A 15,774-nucleotide genomic window follows, 5' to 3' on the forward strand; every position below is an offset into this window, starting at 1 on the left:
CCTATTTCCCTTCAATCATTATAATTTTCTTTCGCCTGTTTTCTTATTACATTTAAATATTCATTAATAATTATTTGTCTATCAAACTCGTTTTCTACTTTTTCCCTTCCTGCAATTCCCATTTCTCTTTTAGCCTCATAATCTAAATCTAGAAATTTTTCAATCTTACCTATTAAATCTTGACTGTTTTTTTGCTCTACAATATAACCATTAATCCCTTCATCAATGATTTCTTTGCACCCATTGCGGTTTGTTGTAATAATTGGCCTACCACAAGCAGCACTTTCAAGCAAAACATTGGACATACCCTCTGGATAATAGGTTGGATGAATTGTACAATGTGAAATTTTGTGAAATTCTCTTACATCACTTTGTTTTCCGTGGTATTTTATAATCCCTTTTTCTTGCATTTCCATAAGTTTTTCTTCATATGCATCTTCACAAAAGCCTATAATATGAAAAGCAGTATTTGGATACTTTTTTTTAATATGACTTGCAGCATCCAAATATTGATCAATTCCTTTTTCTTTCATCACGCGTGAAATAAACAGAAAATTAATAGTAGTATTGTCTGATGGATAATCCAATAGCGCATAATGGTTGAGGTTCACGCCAGATCCGGGTAATACTTTATAGTTTCCTTTAATTACCTTCTGTTTAGTTAGGAAATTCATGTTCCCGCTATTTTGAAAAAACACACATTTCGCTCTTTTTAGGGATGCTTTATATAACAGTAGAGTGATTTTTTGCAATAACCCTCCATTTTCAACAGCAGTTCCCAATCCAGTAATATTTACAAGATACGACACATTTGCTAACCGACAGGCTAATCCACCATAAATATTAGGTTTAATAGTATATGTTAAAACCACATCAGGCTTAATATTTCTGATCATTTTTTTGTAATTCAATAATAACCTAAAATCGGTTATTGGGTTAGTCCCTCTTCTACTTACTGGTGTATTAATAAACTTACAACCCAATCTTTCTAACTTCGGTACATACTCTTGGTCATTTGGTAAAGAAATATAAACCTCATGATTCTGTTCAATCAATTTTTCCAATAATTCTTTTCTAAAGTTATATAATCCCATACCGAAATTAGCTAATACTAGAATCCTCATAATTTAAACTCTCCTAACTGGTACACCAACATAAACTCCAGGCTCAGGTATATCCTTAATAACAACAGCTCCTGCACCAATGTTGCAATCACTAGTGATATTTAGGTTATTGTTTATTACACTACCTATACCTATCCATGAACCTTTTCCAACTTTAACGGTTCCTGCTAAATGAACTCCAGGTGATATATGAACAAAATCTTCAATATAATTATCATGGTCTACTGTAGAACCAGTATTAATAATGCAACCTTTTCCAATTTTAGAGCAGCAATTAATAACTGCTCCTGCCATTACTGCTGTCCCATTCCCTATATCCACTTGATTCCCAATTACTGCATTCGGATGAATTAATACCGGAATACTAGCCCCTGCTTTTTCTAGCATCAAATATATCTTTTGTCTTGTAATATTATTCCCAATACCCACGAATACGTCGTAATCATCGATATGAGCAAATAAATCATCCGAAGTTCCAATGACTTCTATACCCATTGACAATCCGATACTTTCATTATCGTCTAAAAAGAAAATTCTATCCCATCTATTCATTTGTAATGCGATGTCAGCAACCACTTTCCCATGACCACTAGCACCTATAATTAGAAGTTTATTTTTCATAGCTCTATTCATTCCTTTTTAGTTCCCTTAAAAGGTTCCATTGTTGCCGCAGTTTGTGAGTTAATTCCTTCCCTGACAAAAACCTTTTTAATAGTAGAAAAAATGATTTTCCAATCATTACTAAAGCTAACATTTTCAACATAAATCACATCTAGATTAAACTTATCTTCCCAACTAATAGCGTTCCTTCCACTTACCTGAGCCAAACCAGAAAGACCTGGCCTTACTTCATGACGTCTCTTTTGATGCTTATTATAAAGAGGAAGGTACTGTACCAATAAAGGCCTTGGACCTATAATAGACAAATCTCCCTTAAGAATATTAAAAAGTTCTGGAAGTTCATCGAGTGATGTGGAACGTAGAAATTTGCCAAACTTCGTTAACCTAACACTGTCAGGAAGTAAATCTCCATTTTCATCCTTTTCGTCCGTCATTGTTCTAAATTTATACATCATAAAAATCTTCTCATTAAGCCCTGGCCTTTTTTGTTTAAACAACACTGGACTACCTAACTTATTTCTAACGAGTATAGCTACCATTAACAGAACTGGGCTAAGCATTATAATAGCTATCAAGGATAGTATGAAGTCCATTGGCCTTTTTAAAACTCTTCTATAAATACCGCCTTTAGAATGCCTCATTACTTCAACCACAACCCTTTTATAATCTTAACGACTCTTTCCAAATCCTGATTCGTCATCTTCGTATCAGATGGTAGACACACACCATTTTCAAATAGTTTCTCTGATACACCAATCCCCACAAAATCAAACTTTTCAAAGAATGGCTGCAAATGCATTGGTTTCCAAATTGGTCTTGATTCAATATTCTCTTGTTCTAGAGCTTCCATAACATTAAAGGGTCTAACCTGTCCTCTTAATGTCATTGAACTCAACCAATAGTTTGGTTCATCCCACTCATTAACAGGCATAAACTCAACACTCTCAAGTTCACCAAGTTCTCTCTTATAGAACTCAAAAATATATTTCTTCTTTTCTACTCTCTTATCTAAAACCTTAAGCTGTCCACGACCGATACCAGCAACAACATTACTCATACGGTAATTAAAACCTAGTTCACTATGCTGAAAATGCCTTGCTTGATCTCTTGATTGAGTTGCCCAGAACCTCACTTTTGCAACCTTCTCATCATTATTAGAAACTAGCATTCCACCACCGGACGTAGTAATTATCTTGTTTCCATTAAATGAGAAAATGCCATAATCACCAAAAGTACCAGTGTGTTGTCCTTTATAGTAACCACCTAGTGATTCTGCCGCATCTTCAATAACTACAACATTTTGTTTCTTACAAATCTCCATAATCTTATCCATATCAGCAGAAAGGCCATAAAGGTGAACAACAACTACCGCTTTTACTTCTGGGTATTTTTCAAATGCTTCTTCCAATGCATTTGGGCACATATTCCAAGTTTCATGATCGCTATCTATAAATACAGGAGTGGCATTTTGATAGATGATTGGATTTGCAGTTGCAGAAAAAGTAAGTGTCGGACAGAAAACAATATCCCCTTCTCCAACGCCTGCTGCTTTTAAAGCTAAGTGAATAGCTGCTGTACCTGAAGATAGTGCAGCAGCTGATTTAGAACCAACCTTCCCAGCTAGCTCTCTTTCAAATCCATTTACATTTTCACCAAGGGGCGCAATCCAGTTTGTATCAAAAGCTTCCTGTACATATTGCATTTCATAACCTTCATCACTCATATGTGGTGAAGAAAGGAATATTCTTTCTTTCACTTTTGTTGACTCCATTATTCTAGACTTCCTTCCCTTGTAAAGTTAATATTATTTTAGTAGATTAGGACTTAATTAGAACCTCTTCCTTTCTAACCAACTACTAAGCCACTAAAATTGTTATCTACTTAGCCACTTCGCATATTATAGCCATTATGCGAAATAGATGAAAAAATCAATATGTTGTATCGTTCCTTATTTTTAATCAGATTTAAATGCTATATATTGTGTTTTTATCTACTTAATCAATTTGTGTCAGTTTTTTAAATCCATTTCATATAATAGTAATTCGTATGGTTACACAAAATAAATGAAATCAATATATTGCGTTTAATATGTGATTTTTAGTAAATTTTAATATTACATATTGTGTTTATCTGATACTCACCTCGTAATATCTATTCAATCTACCTAACAAATACGAAATAGATAATCACTTTATAAAAATCTTAAACCGAGTTTCTTCCTATTATATAAACCATTCAATCAATCTATAAATCTCAATAATAACGCCTCAAACCCTTAGTCCGCAAGGTTTCTAGCGTTCTATCTAACCACGATACTCAGTTCCCCTACACCATTCAACCAAATAATCTGGAACCAGATGCAATAACAAGATATATGACTCCCTTCCCATTAACAACGATCTATTAACTATCTTACAAAAATGGCACTTCCTCTATTCTATCATTTTCAATCCCCCCTCAGAGTGTTCACTACAAATAACATCACCGTCCACATAGGATATCACTCCATCTTCTGGACATATTGTTTCATCAAACTCTCTAATGAATTGAAAAAAAAAAGAGTTTCAGAATGCTCAATATCATCAAGTGTTAAATGCATTTCATAATGTCTTTCTAGTTCAATAATATTTGAATAGCAAACTTCCCTATTAGCTTTTTCAACACTAGAAGAAATGCTCGGAACAACGATAAGTAATATGATACTTAATATAGCTAACACGCCAAGTAAATCCATCAAAGTAAACCCTCTATTGTATTTTAGTTTAGATGTTATATCATTTTATTTAATAATCCCTCCCAATTTGACAATTTAAATTCAAATGATAATACTTTTTCAATGCTACTCTGCCAAATCTAGTTAGAATTAATATAATTAATAGGGCATCTAACCCCACCTCACACCACACTACCGACAACAAGTGTCTAAGGTATATTTCAACCCACAGCATAACCGAGCGCCCCCATTGATAAAGGTAAAGAGACATCACCTGTATTAAAATCATCTTGAGACTAGCCTCATATTTTATCCAACAGAACCTCAATGTTCCACAAAATTCACCATCAAACTATAGGTTAGCTAAAAACTAAACCCCAACCTTACTGCCTTTCACCAATCCAACCAAGTACTCCATCAACTCATCCTTAATCTCATCATTCTTCAAAGCTATTTCAATATTCGTCTTCACAAACCCCAACTTCTCACCAACATCATAACGCATACCTTCAAAATCATAAGCATACACACTCTGTAACTCATTCAACATCTGGATAGCATCCGTCAATTGAATCTCACCACCAGCACCAATCTCTTGCTTATCTAAGAAAGTAATGATTTCTGGAGTAAATACATAACGCCCCATAATAGCTAGATTAGAAGGCGCAGTACCTTGCGCTGGTTTCTCCACAAAATTATTTACTCGATATCGACGCCCTTCAACAGTACTAGGATCCACAATCCCATAACGATGTGTTTCATTATCAGGAACCTGCTGCACACCTACAACAGAACGTTGAGTCTCCTCGAACTGCTGGATCAACTGTCTTAACCCAGGTGTTCCAGCTTGAACAATATCATCACCTAGCAACACTGCAAAAGGCTCATTCCCGATAAACTTACGCGCACACCATACAGCATGTCCTAATCCTTTAGGGTCTTTTTGACGAATATAATGAATATCAACATTAGAAGGCTGTTTCACCTTTTCTAACATCTCAAATTTCTCTTTTTTCACTAGATTATCTTCCAACTCAAAATTATGATCAAAATGATCTTCAATTGCACGTTTTCCTTTACCCGTAACAATAATAATATCTTCAATACCAGATTCAATAGCCTCTTCTACTATGTACTGAATAGTAGGCTTATCAACAATTGGTAGCATTTCTTTTGGCATTGCTTTTGTAGCTGGTAAAAATCTAGTACCTAACCCCGCAGCTGGTATAATGGCCTTTTTAACTGTCTTCACAAAAATTACCCCCATTAATAAACATTTACAAAAATACTAAAAAGCTCCCTATAAGCCTTTTGCAGTCAACAATTCTCTCTCCTCAAACACAATTCCCATCAACTCATTCTTAAGTTGAACATTATCCAAACCATCAAATCTACGAATCAACCGATCCAAAGCCGAAGAATCTACTTCAACCGTCCGACCAACATAAATCTTTTCATAAATAGCCCCGGGATGAACTTCCTTCTCATTCAGAAGCTCCTCATACATCTTCTCCCCAGGTCGAATCCCAGAAAATGCTACCGGAATCTCTTCTTCACTATAACCGGATAGTCTAATAAGGTTCTTAGCTAAATCCACAATCTTAACCGGTTCACCCATATCCAACACAAAAATCTCCCCACCATGTGCAAGCGTGCCAGCTTGTACCACAAGACGTGACGCTTCGGGAATCGTCATAAAATACCGAGTCATCTCTGGATGTGTCACCGTTACCGGTCCCCCGCGCTCAATCTGCTTCTTAAACAACGGAATAACACTACCACGACTGCCGAGGACATTACCAAATCGTACCGCAACAAATTTGGTCTTACTATACTTTGCCATATCCTGAACAACCATCTCCGCAAGACGTTTCGTTGCACCCATAACATTTGTCGGATTAACTGCCTTATCCGTCGAAACTAACACAAACGTACTAACTCCAAAAGCATCAGCAGCCTGAGCTACATTCCTCGTACCAATCACATTGTTCTTGACCGCTTCATGCGGATTATATTCCATCAACGGTACATGCTTATGCGCTGCAGCATGGTAGATTATCGTTGGTTGATGTTCTTCTACAACTGAAAATATACGTTCACGGTCCTGAACATCCCCAATGACCGGAATAATTTCTATATTGGTTTGTCCATATTTTTCACGAAGTTCCATATCAATCGTATAAATACTGAATTCCCCGTGGCCAACAAGCACAATTTTTTTCGGAGTAAATCTCATTAGCTGCCGACATATTTCCGATCCAATCGACCCACCGGCACCTGTTACCATTACGGTATTACCTGTAACATATTCTGAAATTTTATTAATATCTAGTTCAACCGGCTCTCGCCCGAGTACATCTTCTACTTCTACATTTTTTAAGTTACTAACCGATATTTTACCCGTCATTAGATCCTCGATTTTCGGGATCATTTGCACGATTGCTTTCGTTTGGTTACACTTCGCAACAATTTGTTGTAGTTCACCATTACGTAAAGATGGAATGGCAATGACGACATGTTCGACTTGATGATTTTCTACGATACTAGCAATATCCTTTACCCCACCTAATACTGGTACACCATAGATTTCCATTTTCCACTTACTCATATCATCATCAACAAATGCAACTGGTAGCAACTCATTATTTTCTTGATTATTATTCATTTGTCGAGCGATCATCGTTCCCGCTGCACCAGCACCAACAATTAACGTGCGTTTTTTACCTTTGTCGTTCGCAATATAGCGGTCCCGGTAGATACGCCATATAAACCGTGAACCACCGATTAATATAATATGTAGAAGCCACGTGACAATTAGTGCTCGCTTATATAGGGAGAATCCATTTACTAAGAATTGAATCATTCCTGTAGTTACAACCGACAGCGTAATAGCTTTCACTATCGCTATTAACTCGCCGACACTCGCATACGCCCAGACCTTATTATATAATTTATAAATAAATGCATAAAAATGATGGAAAAATAATAGTGCGATGGAACTGATGGTCAGAACGTGAAAATTAAATGAATTAAGTGCCATACCTGGATAGACAATCCATGATGCAGCAAAGATAGCAAATGTCACAATGATGGAATCTAGTAGAATTAATAATATCAAACGCTTTCGATAACTCATTTTATATACACCCCTTTCTCTTCCACTGTGTGGTTACATTGCATTAAACAACTCCACAACAGCTTTCCGTCTCTTCATCCCCAATTTCTTATAAATATGACTTATATGTACTTTCACCGTGCCCTCGGTTACGCCAATAATTCTAGCAATCTCGCTATTTTTCAATCCACGTCGCATTAAATAAGCAATCTGTGATTCTTTTGGACTTAAATCATAGTTGTAGTTCTGTAATTTAGCGTAGAACTTTCCTCGCTGGATTGTTTGTAGCTTGTCTACTTCTTTTATAAATATCGGCATTGTATGCTGTGGAATATAATAATAGCCTTCATTTACTGTTTGAAGAATAAATGCGATTCTTTCTAATGTATCATTTTCCTTATGTAGAACAGTATCTAATCCAACTTCTATCCAAGGAAATAAAGCGCAGGCTTCTTTTCCTTCCGTAACACCGATAAGTTTTATCTGTTTTTCTTTTAATAATTGAACAATAGGTTTAGTTTCCTCTAGAGCCATTGCATCGATATCGAACATAACAATATCAGCATGAATGTTGGTAACGAAATCCATGCTAAGCTCTTGAAAAGTTGTTACTTGCATAGCTTCTATTTGGTAGATTTCATGATGAATCAATTGCATGTACGGAGTGTGACTAACTACGATAACATCTATCATCTAATTCTCGACCGCCTAATGTAATATGTAGACTTAATAAAATGCAATGAGACAGTTAGAAAATGATATACACTAATAGAAAAAAGTTATACTTTTCCAGTTCTTTTATCTTATAAATCCATATCATTTATAACAATTAAAACTATAATACTAAATACCTAGTCACCTTCTATAGTGACTTTCCCAAATAAAGTAATAATTCCGTCGAAAATAGTCAGGTTTAAAAAATAATTAACTTATTTATAGTAAGGTATGAGGTAAAATCCTACATTTGCTTTACATATCAACTAAATTATTTAAGTACATAATTGCTTTTTGTCTATTGTTGATATTAAGCTTCATATAAAGATCACTGATATAATTCTTTATCGTTCCTTCCGATAAATGAATGTGCCGGGCAATTTGTTTGTTTGTCTTACCCTCCATAAACAATTTCGCAATCTCCAGCTCTCTACTCGTTAACCGAATACCACGATTTTCTAATCGAATCGCTAGAACCTGCTTCGTATTCATCGTTAATTCCCGAATGGAATCCACAAGAATGGCAGCCACTTCCCCAGACAAAACATTTTGACCCTGATAAGCATCTCGGATCGCTCGATATAATTCCTTAGGGTGTAGTTCTTTTAATAAGAACCCCTCCGCAATACTGACCCCTCGAATAATTAAATCCTTTTCCGTATACGAAGTAAGGAATACTACTTTCACATCGTCATTCATGCTTTTCATATGTGTTGCAGCACGAATGCCATCTAAATCCGGCAAATGGATATCCATTAGTACAACATCCGGATTCAATTTTGTTACTAATTTAATCCCTTCATCGCCATCCTTTGCCATTCCCACTACTTCCATATCAGATTCCTGATCAATTAACGCTTGCACGCCATTTCGAAATAATCGTTGCTCTTCAACCAGCAAAACTTTAATCATAGATGACATTCCTTTTTGTGAAATTTCATAGCTTTAGAGCGTTAAAGTGGTTGGACATAGTTAATCGGTCGTACAGTAAAATTTAGAAGACGCCCGAACGTACACAGATACCGCTTTTACCTGCACCCTTACCAATTGGCAATTCCAACTCGAAAGCGAATATACTTTACACATATTGGTTATTTCCTAGTGCTTTATATCTATGCGAACGTCATTAAAAAATTCCGAGGAATTTTTTCTTTCGTATTATTTCAGGTTCTTCTCGAATAACGTTTTCACCATCAATTATTAATTGGGAGTTCTCCATAAACATGTAAAATGCTTCATTGCCATGATCCTTACGTAATTCTTGATATGCTTCTTGCATGACAAAGCCACGAGTAGTGGTATTATGTGCATCAGATGCGAGAAAATGGGTTAGATTTGCATCCACTAATTGATGGGAGAACTTCTTAATGTTTTTCCCGAAATTCCCAATTAGGCTTGCTGCTGTTAATTGGGTTAATGCTCCATTATGAACAAAGTCATACAATATCGATGGATGTTCGATAATTTGCTGATTTCGCTCGGGGTGAACAATGATAGGTGTATAGCCAGCAACCTGTATATCAAATAGCATTTGCTTTGCATAACGAGGTACTTGACCAGATGGGAACTCTACAAATACATATTTGGTGTTATTTAAAGTTGCTATTTTACCGTTTTGTAATTCCTCGATCATATCTCCATTGATCCTAGTTTCTTGACCGACAAGGACATTTAGTGGAATACTTTCGTTTTGTAATTCATCATTTAATTCTAATACTAATGTATGAATATCCTCTTTTTCGTTGGTAAAACTACCGTTTTGATGATGTGGAGTGGCAATAATCGTATGAATTCCCTGTTTCACAGCAGATTGTGCCATTGCTAGACTATCTGTAAATGTTTGCGCGCCATCATCAATCCCGGGTAATATATGACTATGAATATCGATCATATCGGTCACTTCCTGTAAATTGGTAATTCAAGTATAGCAAAGGTCGACATTAATTTACAATTGCATTTTGGAAAAAAGTCTAACAATTTCTATACCATAGGTAAAGTGAACTAGTAATTGTTATTTTGGTCTATTTATGTAAATTTTATACAATTACATGCCGCAAAAAAGCTAGATATAGATCCGATCGAACCCATCTCTAGCTCTCAATTACTTACTAAATACTTTCCACAACTTTTGCGTTACAACACGCTCTGGTTCATTTTTATATAATGCAAGTCCACCTACTAGTGCCTCACTGTTTTCCATCAATTGATATGAAATGGTGGTTCCGAACGTTCTTCCAATTTCCTGAAATGCTTCTCTCATATAGAAACCACGTCTTTTTAAATTATGTGCATCAGATCCAACAAAGTGGGTTAGATTTGATGCAATTAATTGCTGAGTAAATTTTTGGATCTTCTTACCTGCTTTCCCTATAACACTACTTGCAGTTATCGAGGTTACCGCACCATTTTTCACGAGTCGATATAGCTTATCGGGATTATCAATTAACTCCTGGTTCCGTTCCGGATGAGTAATTATTGGTATATACCCTGCAATCTGCATATCGAATAATAACTGTGTCGTGTATTGTGGCACATGCGTATCAGGCAATTCCACAAACACATATTGGCTCGTCTCATTGAGCGGTAATAAATCCCCCGTTTTCAGGTCAGTAACCATTTCACCGTATATCCTCGTTTCCTGACCCGGAAGAATTTCCACTGGGATATTAGCTTCTAGTAATTTAACGTTTAATAATTTGACCATCGGCTTGATATCGCTTGCCGAATTCGTAAACGCCCCATTTTGATGATGTGGTGTTGCAATAATCTTTTGGATCCCCTGTTTCTCCGCTTCTCGTGCCATTACCATACTCTCCGTCATCGTCCTTGCCCCATCATCAACACCAGGTAAAATATGACAATGAATATCGATCATAAACTCACCCCTTATTCGAATTACAATAACATAATCTATCTCTTAAAATTATCGTACGAAATTTTTCGACAAAATACTACATTTTACCTAGTTAAAATTAACTACGTTCATTATAACAGATGTTTTGGTAACCGTATACATATTTTTGTAAATTTGGTAATGCAAATTGCTGACATAGAACAAAAGCGCAAGCGCCCGTTTAGCGACGTACGAACTGGACTGAGCCGCAGGAGATAAAGGAAACACGGCGACCGAAGGAAGCCGATGTTGACTTATCGTACGGAGGTGAGGGAAGTTGCGCTAGTCGCTGGGCGCTGGAGCTGGACGTGGCTGTTCTTGCCAAGAAGTATCCACAGGTATTAAATTTTATAATTTCCTAGTCTACCAAAAAGAACCCCTTTTCTATAGCAGAATAGGAGTTCTTTATAAAGGATATTATATTATTTTCCCATGACTATACAGGGAACAAAGCCTAGTTGTTTCCGTAATAGTAATAATAGTTAGCTTCTTTTTTATCGCGATCATTCAAGACCGTACCAAGTAACTTTGCTTTAGCAGGTTTTAAAGCCTCAATCGATTTTTTCGCACCTTCGTAATCAGTGTGTTTACTTCGAATTACTAGCAATGATCCATCACAACTATTTGCTAGAATTTGTGCATCTGTCACCGCAAGAACTGGCGGTGCATCAAATAGAACAATATCATATCGATTTTTCGCTTCCTCAATGAATTTTTCCATACGTCTGGATCCTAATAACTCAGATGGATTTGGCGGAATTGGTCCACACCCAATTACATCTAGCCCAGGAACACCACCATCTGCAATTGCTTCATCCATTGTTGTATCTCCAACAAGAATATTGCTCAACCCTTTTAGGTTATCCATCCGGAACGTATAATGCATCGTCGGTTTACGCAAATCCGCGTCAATAAGTAGAACACGTTTCCCTTGCTGCGCATACACCACAGCTAGATTTGAAATCGTAGAGGATTTTCCTTCACTCGGTCCCGCTGACGTCACTAGTATTGTTTTTAACTCTTCATCAACAGAACTAAATTGTAAATTTGTTCGTAGCGTACGATACTGCTCAGATATCGGAGACTTCGGGTTCAACTTTGCAATAAGATGTCTTGCACTATTCAACATTGCTTGTTTTTTTCGACGTGCCACCATTAAGCCCCCCTCTGTCTTCTACTTGCTGCACTTTGTAATTTTTCAACACGAAGATCAGAATCATCGACATGACTGATAATTCCAAGCACAGGTACATCTAAATGCTTCTCAATGTCATCTTCCGTTTTAACCGTATTATCTAGGTACTCTAATAAGAAAGCAAGACCGACACCAACCATACCACCTAGCACAATCGCAATAGCGATATTTAGTGTTTTATTCGGACTAACCGGCGAAGGATCAGCGGCAGTTACAGCAGGTGATAGAACCTGTACATTATCCACATTCATCAAACTAGGAAGCTCCTCCTGAAACACCTGAACGGTCATATTCGCAATATCCGTCGCAAGCTCAGGATCAATATCTGTAGCCTTTACCGTAACAACCTGGGAAGAATCAGGACTAGACACTTGCACCTTCTCTTGTAAATGTGAGCTTGAAAGAGATAAATTCAGCTCTTCAATTACTAAATCTAAAATTCGTGGACTTCTTATAATTTCATTATACGTATTAATAAGTTCAACATTATACCGTACATCATTAACGCTATATTGTGCATTCGGATCCTGCTGTTGCTGATTCACAATAAACTGCGAACTAGATTGATAGGTTGGCGTTAGCACAAAATAACTAATCACACTACTAATCAAAGCAGCCACTACGATCAGACCAATAATCAGGCCAATGCGCTTTTTAAGTACATCAAATATTTCCTTTAAGGAAATTGTTTCTTCCATGATAGAACCTCCAAAATATATATTACAAAATAATGTAATTTTTCATATACAAAGGAAATTATATCATAACTAGTAATAATGTAGTATCGTTTTTTGGAAAATAGTGTCGAATTACTAGATGTTGTGTTGAGGGAATGAGCGGGTTTGGAGGGTGGTGGTGGGGTGGATCAACTTTTTGTGGGTGTCGCTCAACTTCGTGGTGGGATGGATCGACTTTTGGTGGGTGTCGCTCAACTTGGTGGAAGGGTGGATCAACTTTTGAGGGGTGTCGCTCAACTTGGTGGAAGTGTGGATCAACTTTAGGGGGTGTCGCTCAACTTGATGGAGGGGTGGATCAACTTCGTTGGTGCCACCTTTTATGTTCTTTTTGATAGATTAAATTACTTTTTTTAAGTATTCTGGTTGCTAGACTTTTGGAGTTGATTTGTAGAAAGTGCATGCAATCTTTGTTTGTTATGAAGGAGCTTTTTAATTAGAAGGTAATCGGATATTGCTTTAATATGCGCTGACTTTGATCGGCACTTGCAGCTTTGGCATTCCCAGTAGGCATAGGTGCGATGCATTCCTAAAAGTCCGCATTCTGGGCATTGAACTCCTGGCATGATATCTGTTGATTTAACTCCATATTTATGGAGGATATCAAAGTCGAACTCCCCACATTCTTGTAGGATGGCTTTACCTAGTTTATAATCCTGGAATTTGTCTTCTAGCTTTCGATCAATATCTAATATTAATTTCGGCAACTGGTCACCGTGGACGACTTTATTAGCAATTTCCTGTTCGTTCCCTTTAACTTCAATGATCGTACCTGGGTTACTTAAAGCAACAAAATAGTAGATTGGAACGTCACCTATATTATGTTTTGCAAGCCAATTCTCAAGCTGGATTTTTTGATTTTCGACCTGGGTAATGGGGTAATTAACACCTGTCTCTACTTTTCCATTGGATAGGATACATTGCTTTAGTACCGTATCAAATATTACTCTCTTATTATAGTCCTTGGTTTCGATTATATAGCAGGCACGTTTCGTAGCAAGAATTGAATCAATTTGAAACGATTTGCCGTTTACTGTTAAATAGACATCATGAAGGATTGTGCAGCGATTGGCTAGGATATTTAGATAATAATCTATCTGTTTTTCCCCTTTGTAGCCTTTTAATCGGTTCTTTTCCTCATTGCATAATGCGGCATAGTTTGGAAAGTCTGGCTGTAAGCGTGGAATTACTGCTTGTAGTTTTTGCAGTGGTTTTGGTACTTGAAGACCTCGAATTTTCATAATAAACCCTCCTTTTTTTCTAGCATACAATGATTAACAAATTCTTACCAAAAGGTAAAAAATTATTTTGACGCGTGATAAAGGGTTGAAAGATTACCTTTGGCTAGAGGAAAAGGGTTTTTTATCTAGTTAATAGGGTTGCTAAACATAAATTTAATGATTTGACTGAAATATACTTTTATAATTATCAATCTTTTGAACTATTTTGGATATTTTTCATCCATTTTCTGCCAAAATTCTATTAATCTCTACAAATTATGTAGTATAATAGAAAAAACTAGATTCCCATAAAGGAGGTATTTTTATTGGCCAATAAAAAAATATTTATGTCGGTTACGGCTACTGCATTTATCGCTTCAGCATTCATCGGTGCAGAGGAAGCGGAGGCAGCAACCTACAAAGTTAAAGGCGGAGATTCACTGTGGGTGATCGCCCAGAAATTTGATACAAGTGTATCAGAATTAAAATCTATTAATAACCTTAATAATGACATCATTTTTCCAAATCAAGTGTTAGAAACATCAAAAGACCAGAAACAAGTAACGAATAGCAGTAGCAAAACAAGTTCTTCTGATAAATCTTCACCTACATATACGGTGAAATTAGGAGACACATTGAGTGGTATTGCATCCAAACATAAAATATCTCTTTCTGACTTGATGAAATGGAATGATATGAATAGTACACTAATTTATCCTGGGAACGTGTTAGTCGTTAGCAAAGCGGAAAAAGTAGAATCTAATCCAAGTAGTAGTTCAACGGAAAAGAAAACTACCGATAAACCAAATGCAAAAGTTGGATCCTCTGTTGTTTATACCGTAAAATCGGGAGATAGCTTGTCTAAGATTGCAGCACAACATAAGGTCACTGTTGCACAAATTAGAAACTGGAACAACTTGAGATCCGACCTTATTTTAATTGGTCAAAAACTCAATATTGGTAAAGGAACATCTACAACAAATACTCCAAAAGAACAGGCACCAGATTCAACTGATATTAGTTATAACGTAGATAGCTTAATTAAAGTAGTCAAAAAACAACTAGGTGCAACTTATGCATGGGGAGGAACTACTCCTAGTGGTTTTGATTGTAGTGGATTCATTTATTATGCTTACAAACAAGCAGGAATGGATTTCAAACGATATTCCAGTGAGGGGTATTATAATCGTTCCTATTATGTGAACACACCGAAAATTGGTGATCTAGTATTCTTTGAGGGAACGTACAAAACATGCATCTCACATGTTGGAATTTATATAGGGAATAACGAGTTCATCCACGCTAGCTCAGGTGGAGTAGAAATTACAAGCCTAAATAACTCCTACTGGAAAAAGCATTTTGAAGGGTTTAAGAGATTTTATTAATAGATTAGGGGGACTCTAACGAGAGCTCCCTTTTTTGTACTTTTTTGTAGGTGCCTGTCA

16 protein-coding genes are annotated in these 15,774 nt (G+C 36.4%); 2 read left to right on the top strand and 14 right to left on the bottom strand.

The annotated features are described in order from the left end of the window. Positions 1–11: 11 nt before the first annotated feature. The 13 genes from ACFSTA_RS08620 to ACFSTA_RS08680 form a co-directional block, all read right to left on the bottom strand. Positions 12–1,127: a glycosyltransferase family 4 protein gene (locus tag ACFSTA_RS08620; RefSeq protein WP_377556458.1), complete on the bottom strand. Its 1,116-nt coding sequence runs from the start codon at positions 1,125–1,127 to the stop codon at positions 12–14. Further along, positions 1,128–1,745: an acetyltransferase gene (locus tag ACFSTA_RS08625; RefSeq protein ID WP_377556214.1), complete on the bottom strand. Its 618-nt coding sequence runs from the start codon at positions 1,743–1,745 to the stop codon at positions 1,128–1,130. It abuts the gene before it with no gap. Between the two features lie 8 nt (positions 1,746–1,753). Continuing rightward, the gene (locus ACFSTA_RS08630) at positions 1,754–2,386 is read right to left on the bottom strand and encodes a sugar transferase (protein WP_377556459.1); all 633 of its coding nucleotides are present in this window, start codon (positions 2,384–2,386) and stop codon (positions 1,754–1,756) included. Further along, on the bottom strand, positions 2,386–3,501 hold the full coding sequence (locus ACFSTA_RS08635) for a DegT/DnrJ/EryC1/StrS family aminotransferase (protein WP_377556460.1): 1,116 nt from the start codon (positions 3,499–3,501) through the stop codon (positions 2,386–2,388). Before ACFSTA_RS08635 ends, ACFSTA_RS08630 begins: the two co-directional genes overlap by 1 nt. 744 nt (positions 3,502–4,245) lie before the next feature. Next, entirely contained in the window at positions 4,246–4,518 is a 273-nt protein-coding gene (locus ACFSTA_RS08640) for a prepilin-type N-terminal cleavage/methylation domain-containing protein (protein ID WP_377556461.1), read from the bottom strand. A 310-nt stretch (positions 4,519–4,828) separates the two neighbouring features. Then, on the bottom strand, positions 4,829–5,710 hold the full coding sequence (gene galU / locus ACFSTA_RS08645; protein WP_377556215.1) for a UTP--glucose-1-phosphate uridylyltransferase GalU: 882 nt from the start codon (positions 5,708–5,710) through the stop codon (positions 4,829–4,831). Between the two features lie 48 nt (positions 5,711–5,758). After that, positions 5,759–7,594, bottom strand: a complete 1,836-nt coding sequence (locus ACFSTA_RS08650; protein WP_377556216.1) for a polysaccharide biosynthesis protein — start codon at positions 7,592–7,594, stop codon at positions 5,759–5,761. 33 nt (positions 7,595–7,627) lie between these two features. After that, positions 7,628–8,266 (bottom strand): helix-turn-helix transcriptional regulator, encoded by a 639-nt coding sequence (locus tag ACFSTA_RS08655; protein WP_377556217.1) that lies wholly within the window; start codon positions 8,264–8,266, stop codon positions 7,628–7,630. Between the two features lie 276 nt (positions 8,267–8,542). After that, positions 8,543–9,199: a response regulator gene (locus tag ACFSTA_RS08660; RefSeq protein WP_377556218.1), complete on the bottom strand. Its 657-nt coding sequence runs from the start codon at positions 9,197–9,199 to the stop codon at positions 8,543–8,545. Between the two features lie 214 nt (positions 9,200–9,413). Then, positions 9,414–10,178 carry a tyrosine-protein phosphatase gene (locus ACFSTA_RS08665; protein WP_377556219.1) on the bottom strand — a complete coding sequence of 255 codons (765 nt, stop codon included), beginning with the start codon at positions 10,176–10,178 and terminating at the stop codon, positions 9,414–9,416. Between the two features lie 210 nt (positions 10,179–10,388). Continuing rightward, positions 10,389–11,162, bottom strand: coding sequence for a tyrosine-protein phosphatase (locus ACFSTA_RS08670; RefSeq protein ID WP_377556220.1), 774 nt, complete (start codon positions 11,160–11,162; stop codon positions 10,389–10,391). A gap of 472 nt (positions 11,163–11,634) precedes the next feature. Then, positions 11,635–12,333 (bottom strand): CpsD/CapB family tyrosine-protein kinase, encoded by a 699-nt coding sequence (locus ACFSTA_RS08675; protein WP_377556221.1) that lies wholly within the window; start codon positions 12,331–12,333, stop codon positions 11,635–11,637. Between the two features lie 2 nt (positions 12,334–12,335). Next, on the bottom strand, positions 12,336–13,073 hold the full coding sequence (locus ACFSTA_RS08680; protein ID WP_377556222.1) for a YveK family protein: 738 nt from the start codon (positions 13,071–13,073) through the stop codon (positions 12,336–12,338). Positions 13,074–13,235: 162 nt separating this feature from the next. On the opposite strand from ACFSTA_RS08680, the gene ACFSTA_RS08685 reads away from it, so the two are divergent. Then, positions 13,236–13,376, top strand: coding sequence for a hypothetical protein (locus tag ACFSTA_RS08685; RefSeq protein WP_377556223.1), 141 nt, complete (start codon positions 13,236–13,238; stop codon positions 13,374–13,376). Between the two features lie 86 nt (positions 13,377–13,462). Here the strand turns inward: ACFSTA_RS08685 and ACFSTA_RS08690 are convergent, their stop codons facing one another. After that, positions 13,463–14,350: a nuclease-related domain-containing protein gene (locus ACFSTA_RS08690; RefSeq protein WP_377556224.1), complete on the bottom strand. Its 888-nt coding sequence runs from the start codon at positions 14,348–14,350 to the stop codon at positions 13,463–13,465. Between the two features lie 305 nt (positions 14,351–14,655). Between ACFSTA_RS08690 and ACFSTA_RS08695 the strand changes: the two genes are divergently transcribed. Further along, positions 14,656–15,714 (top strand): C40 family peptidase, encoded by a 1,059-nt coding sequence (locus ACFSTA_RS08695; RefSeq protein WP_377556225.1) that lies wholly within the window; start codon positions 14,656–14,658, stop codon positions 15,712–15,714. Positions 15,715–15,774: the final 60 nt, after the last annotated feature.

The sequence above is a fragment of the Ornithinibacillus salinisoli genome (genome assembly GCF_042684965.1).
In the GTDB taxonomy this organism is placed as follows: domain Bacteria; phylum Bacillota; class Bacilli; order Bacillales; family Amphibacillaceae; genus Ornithinibacillus; species Ornithinibacillus salinisoli.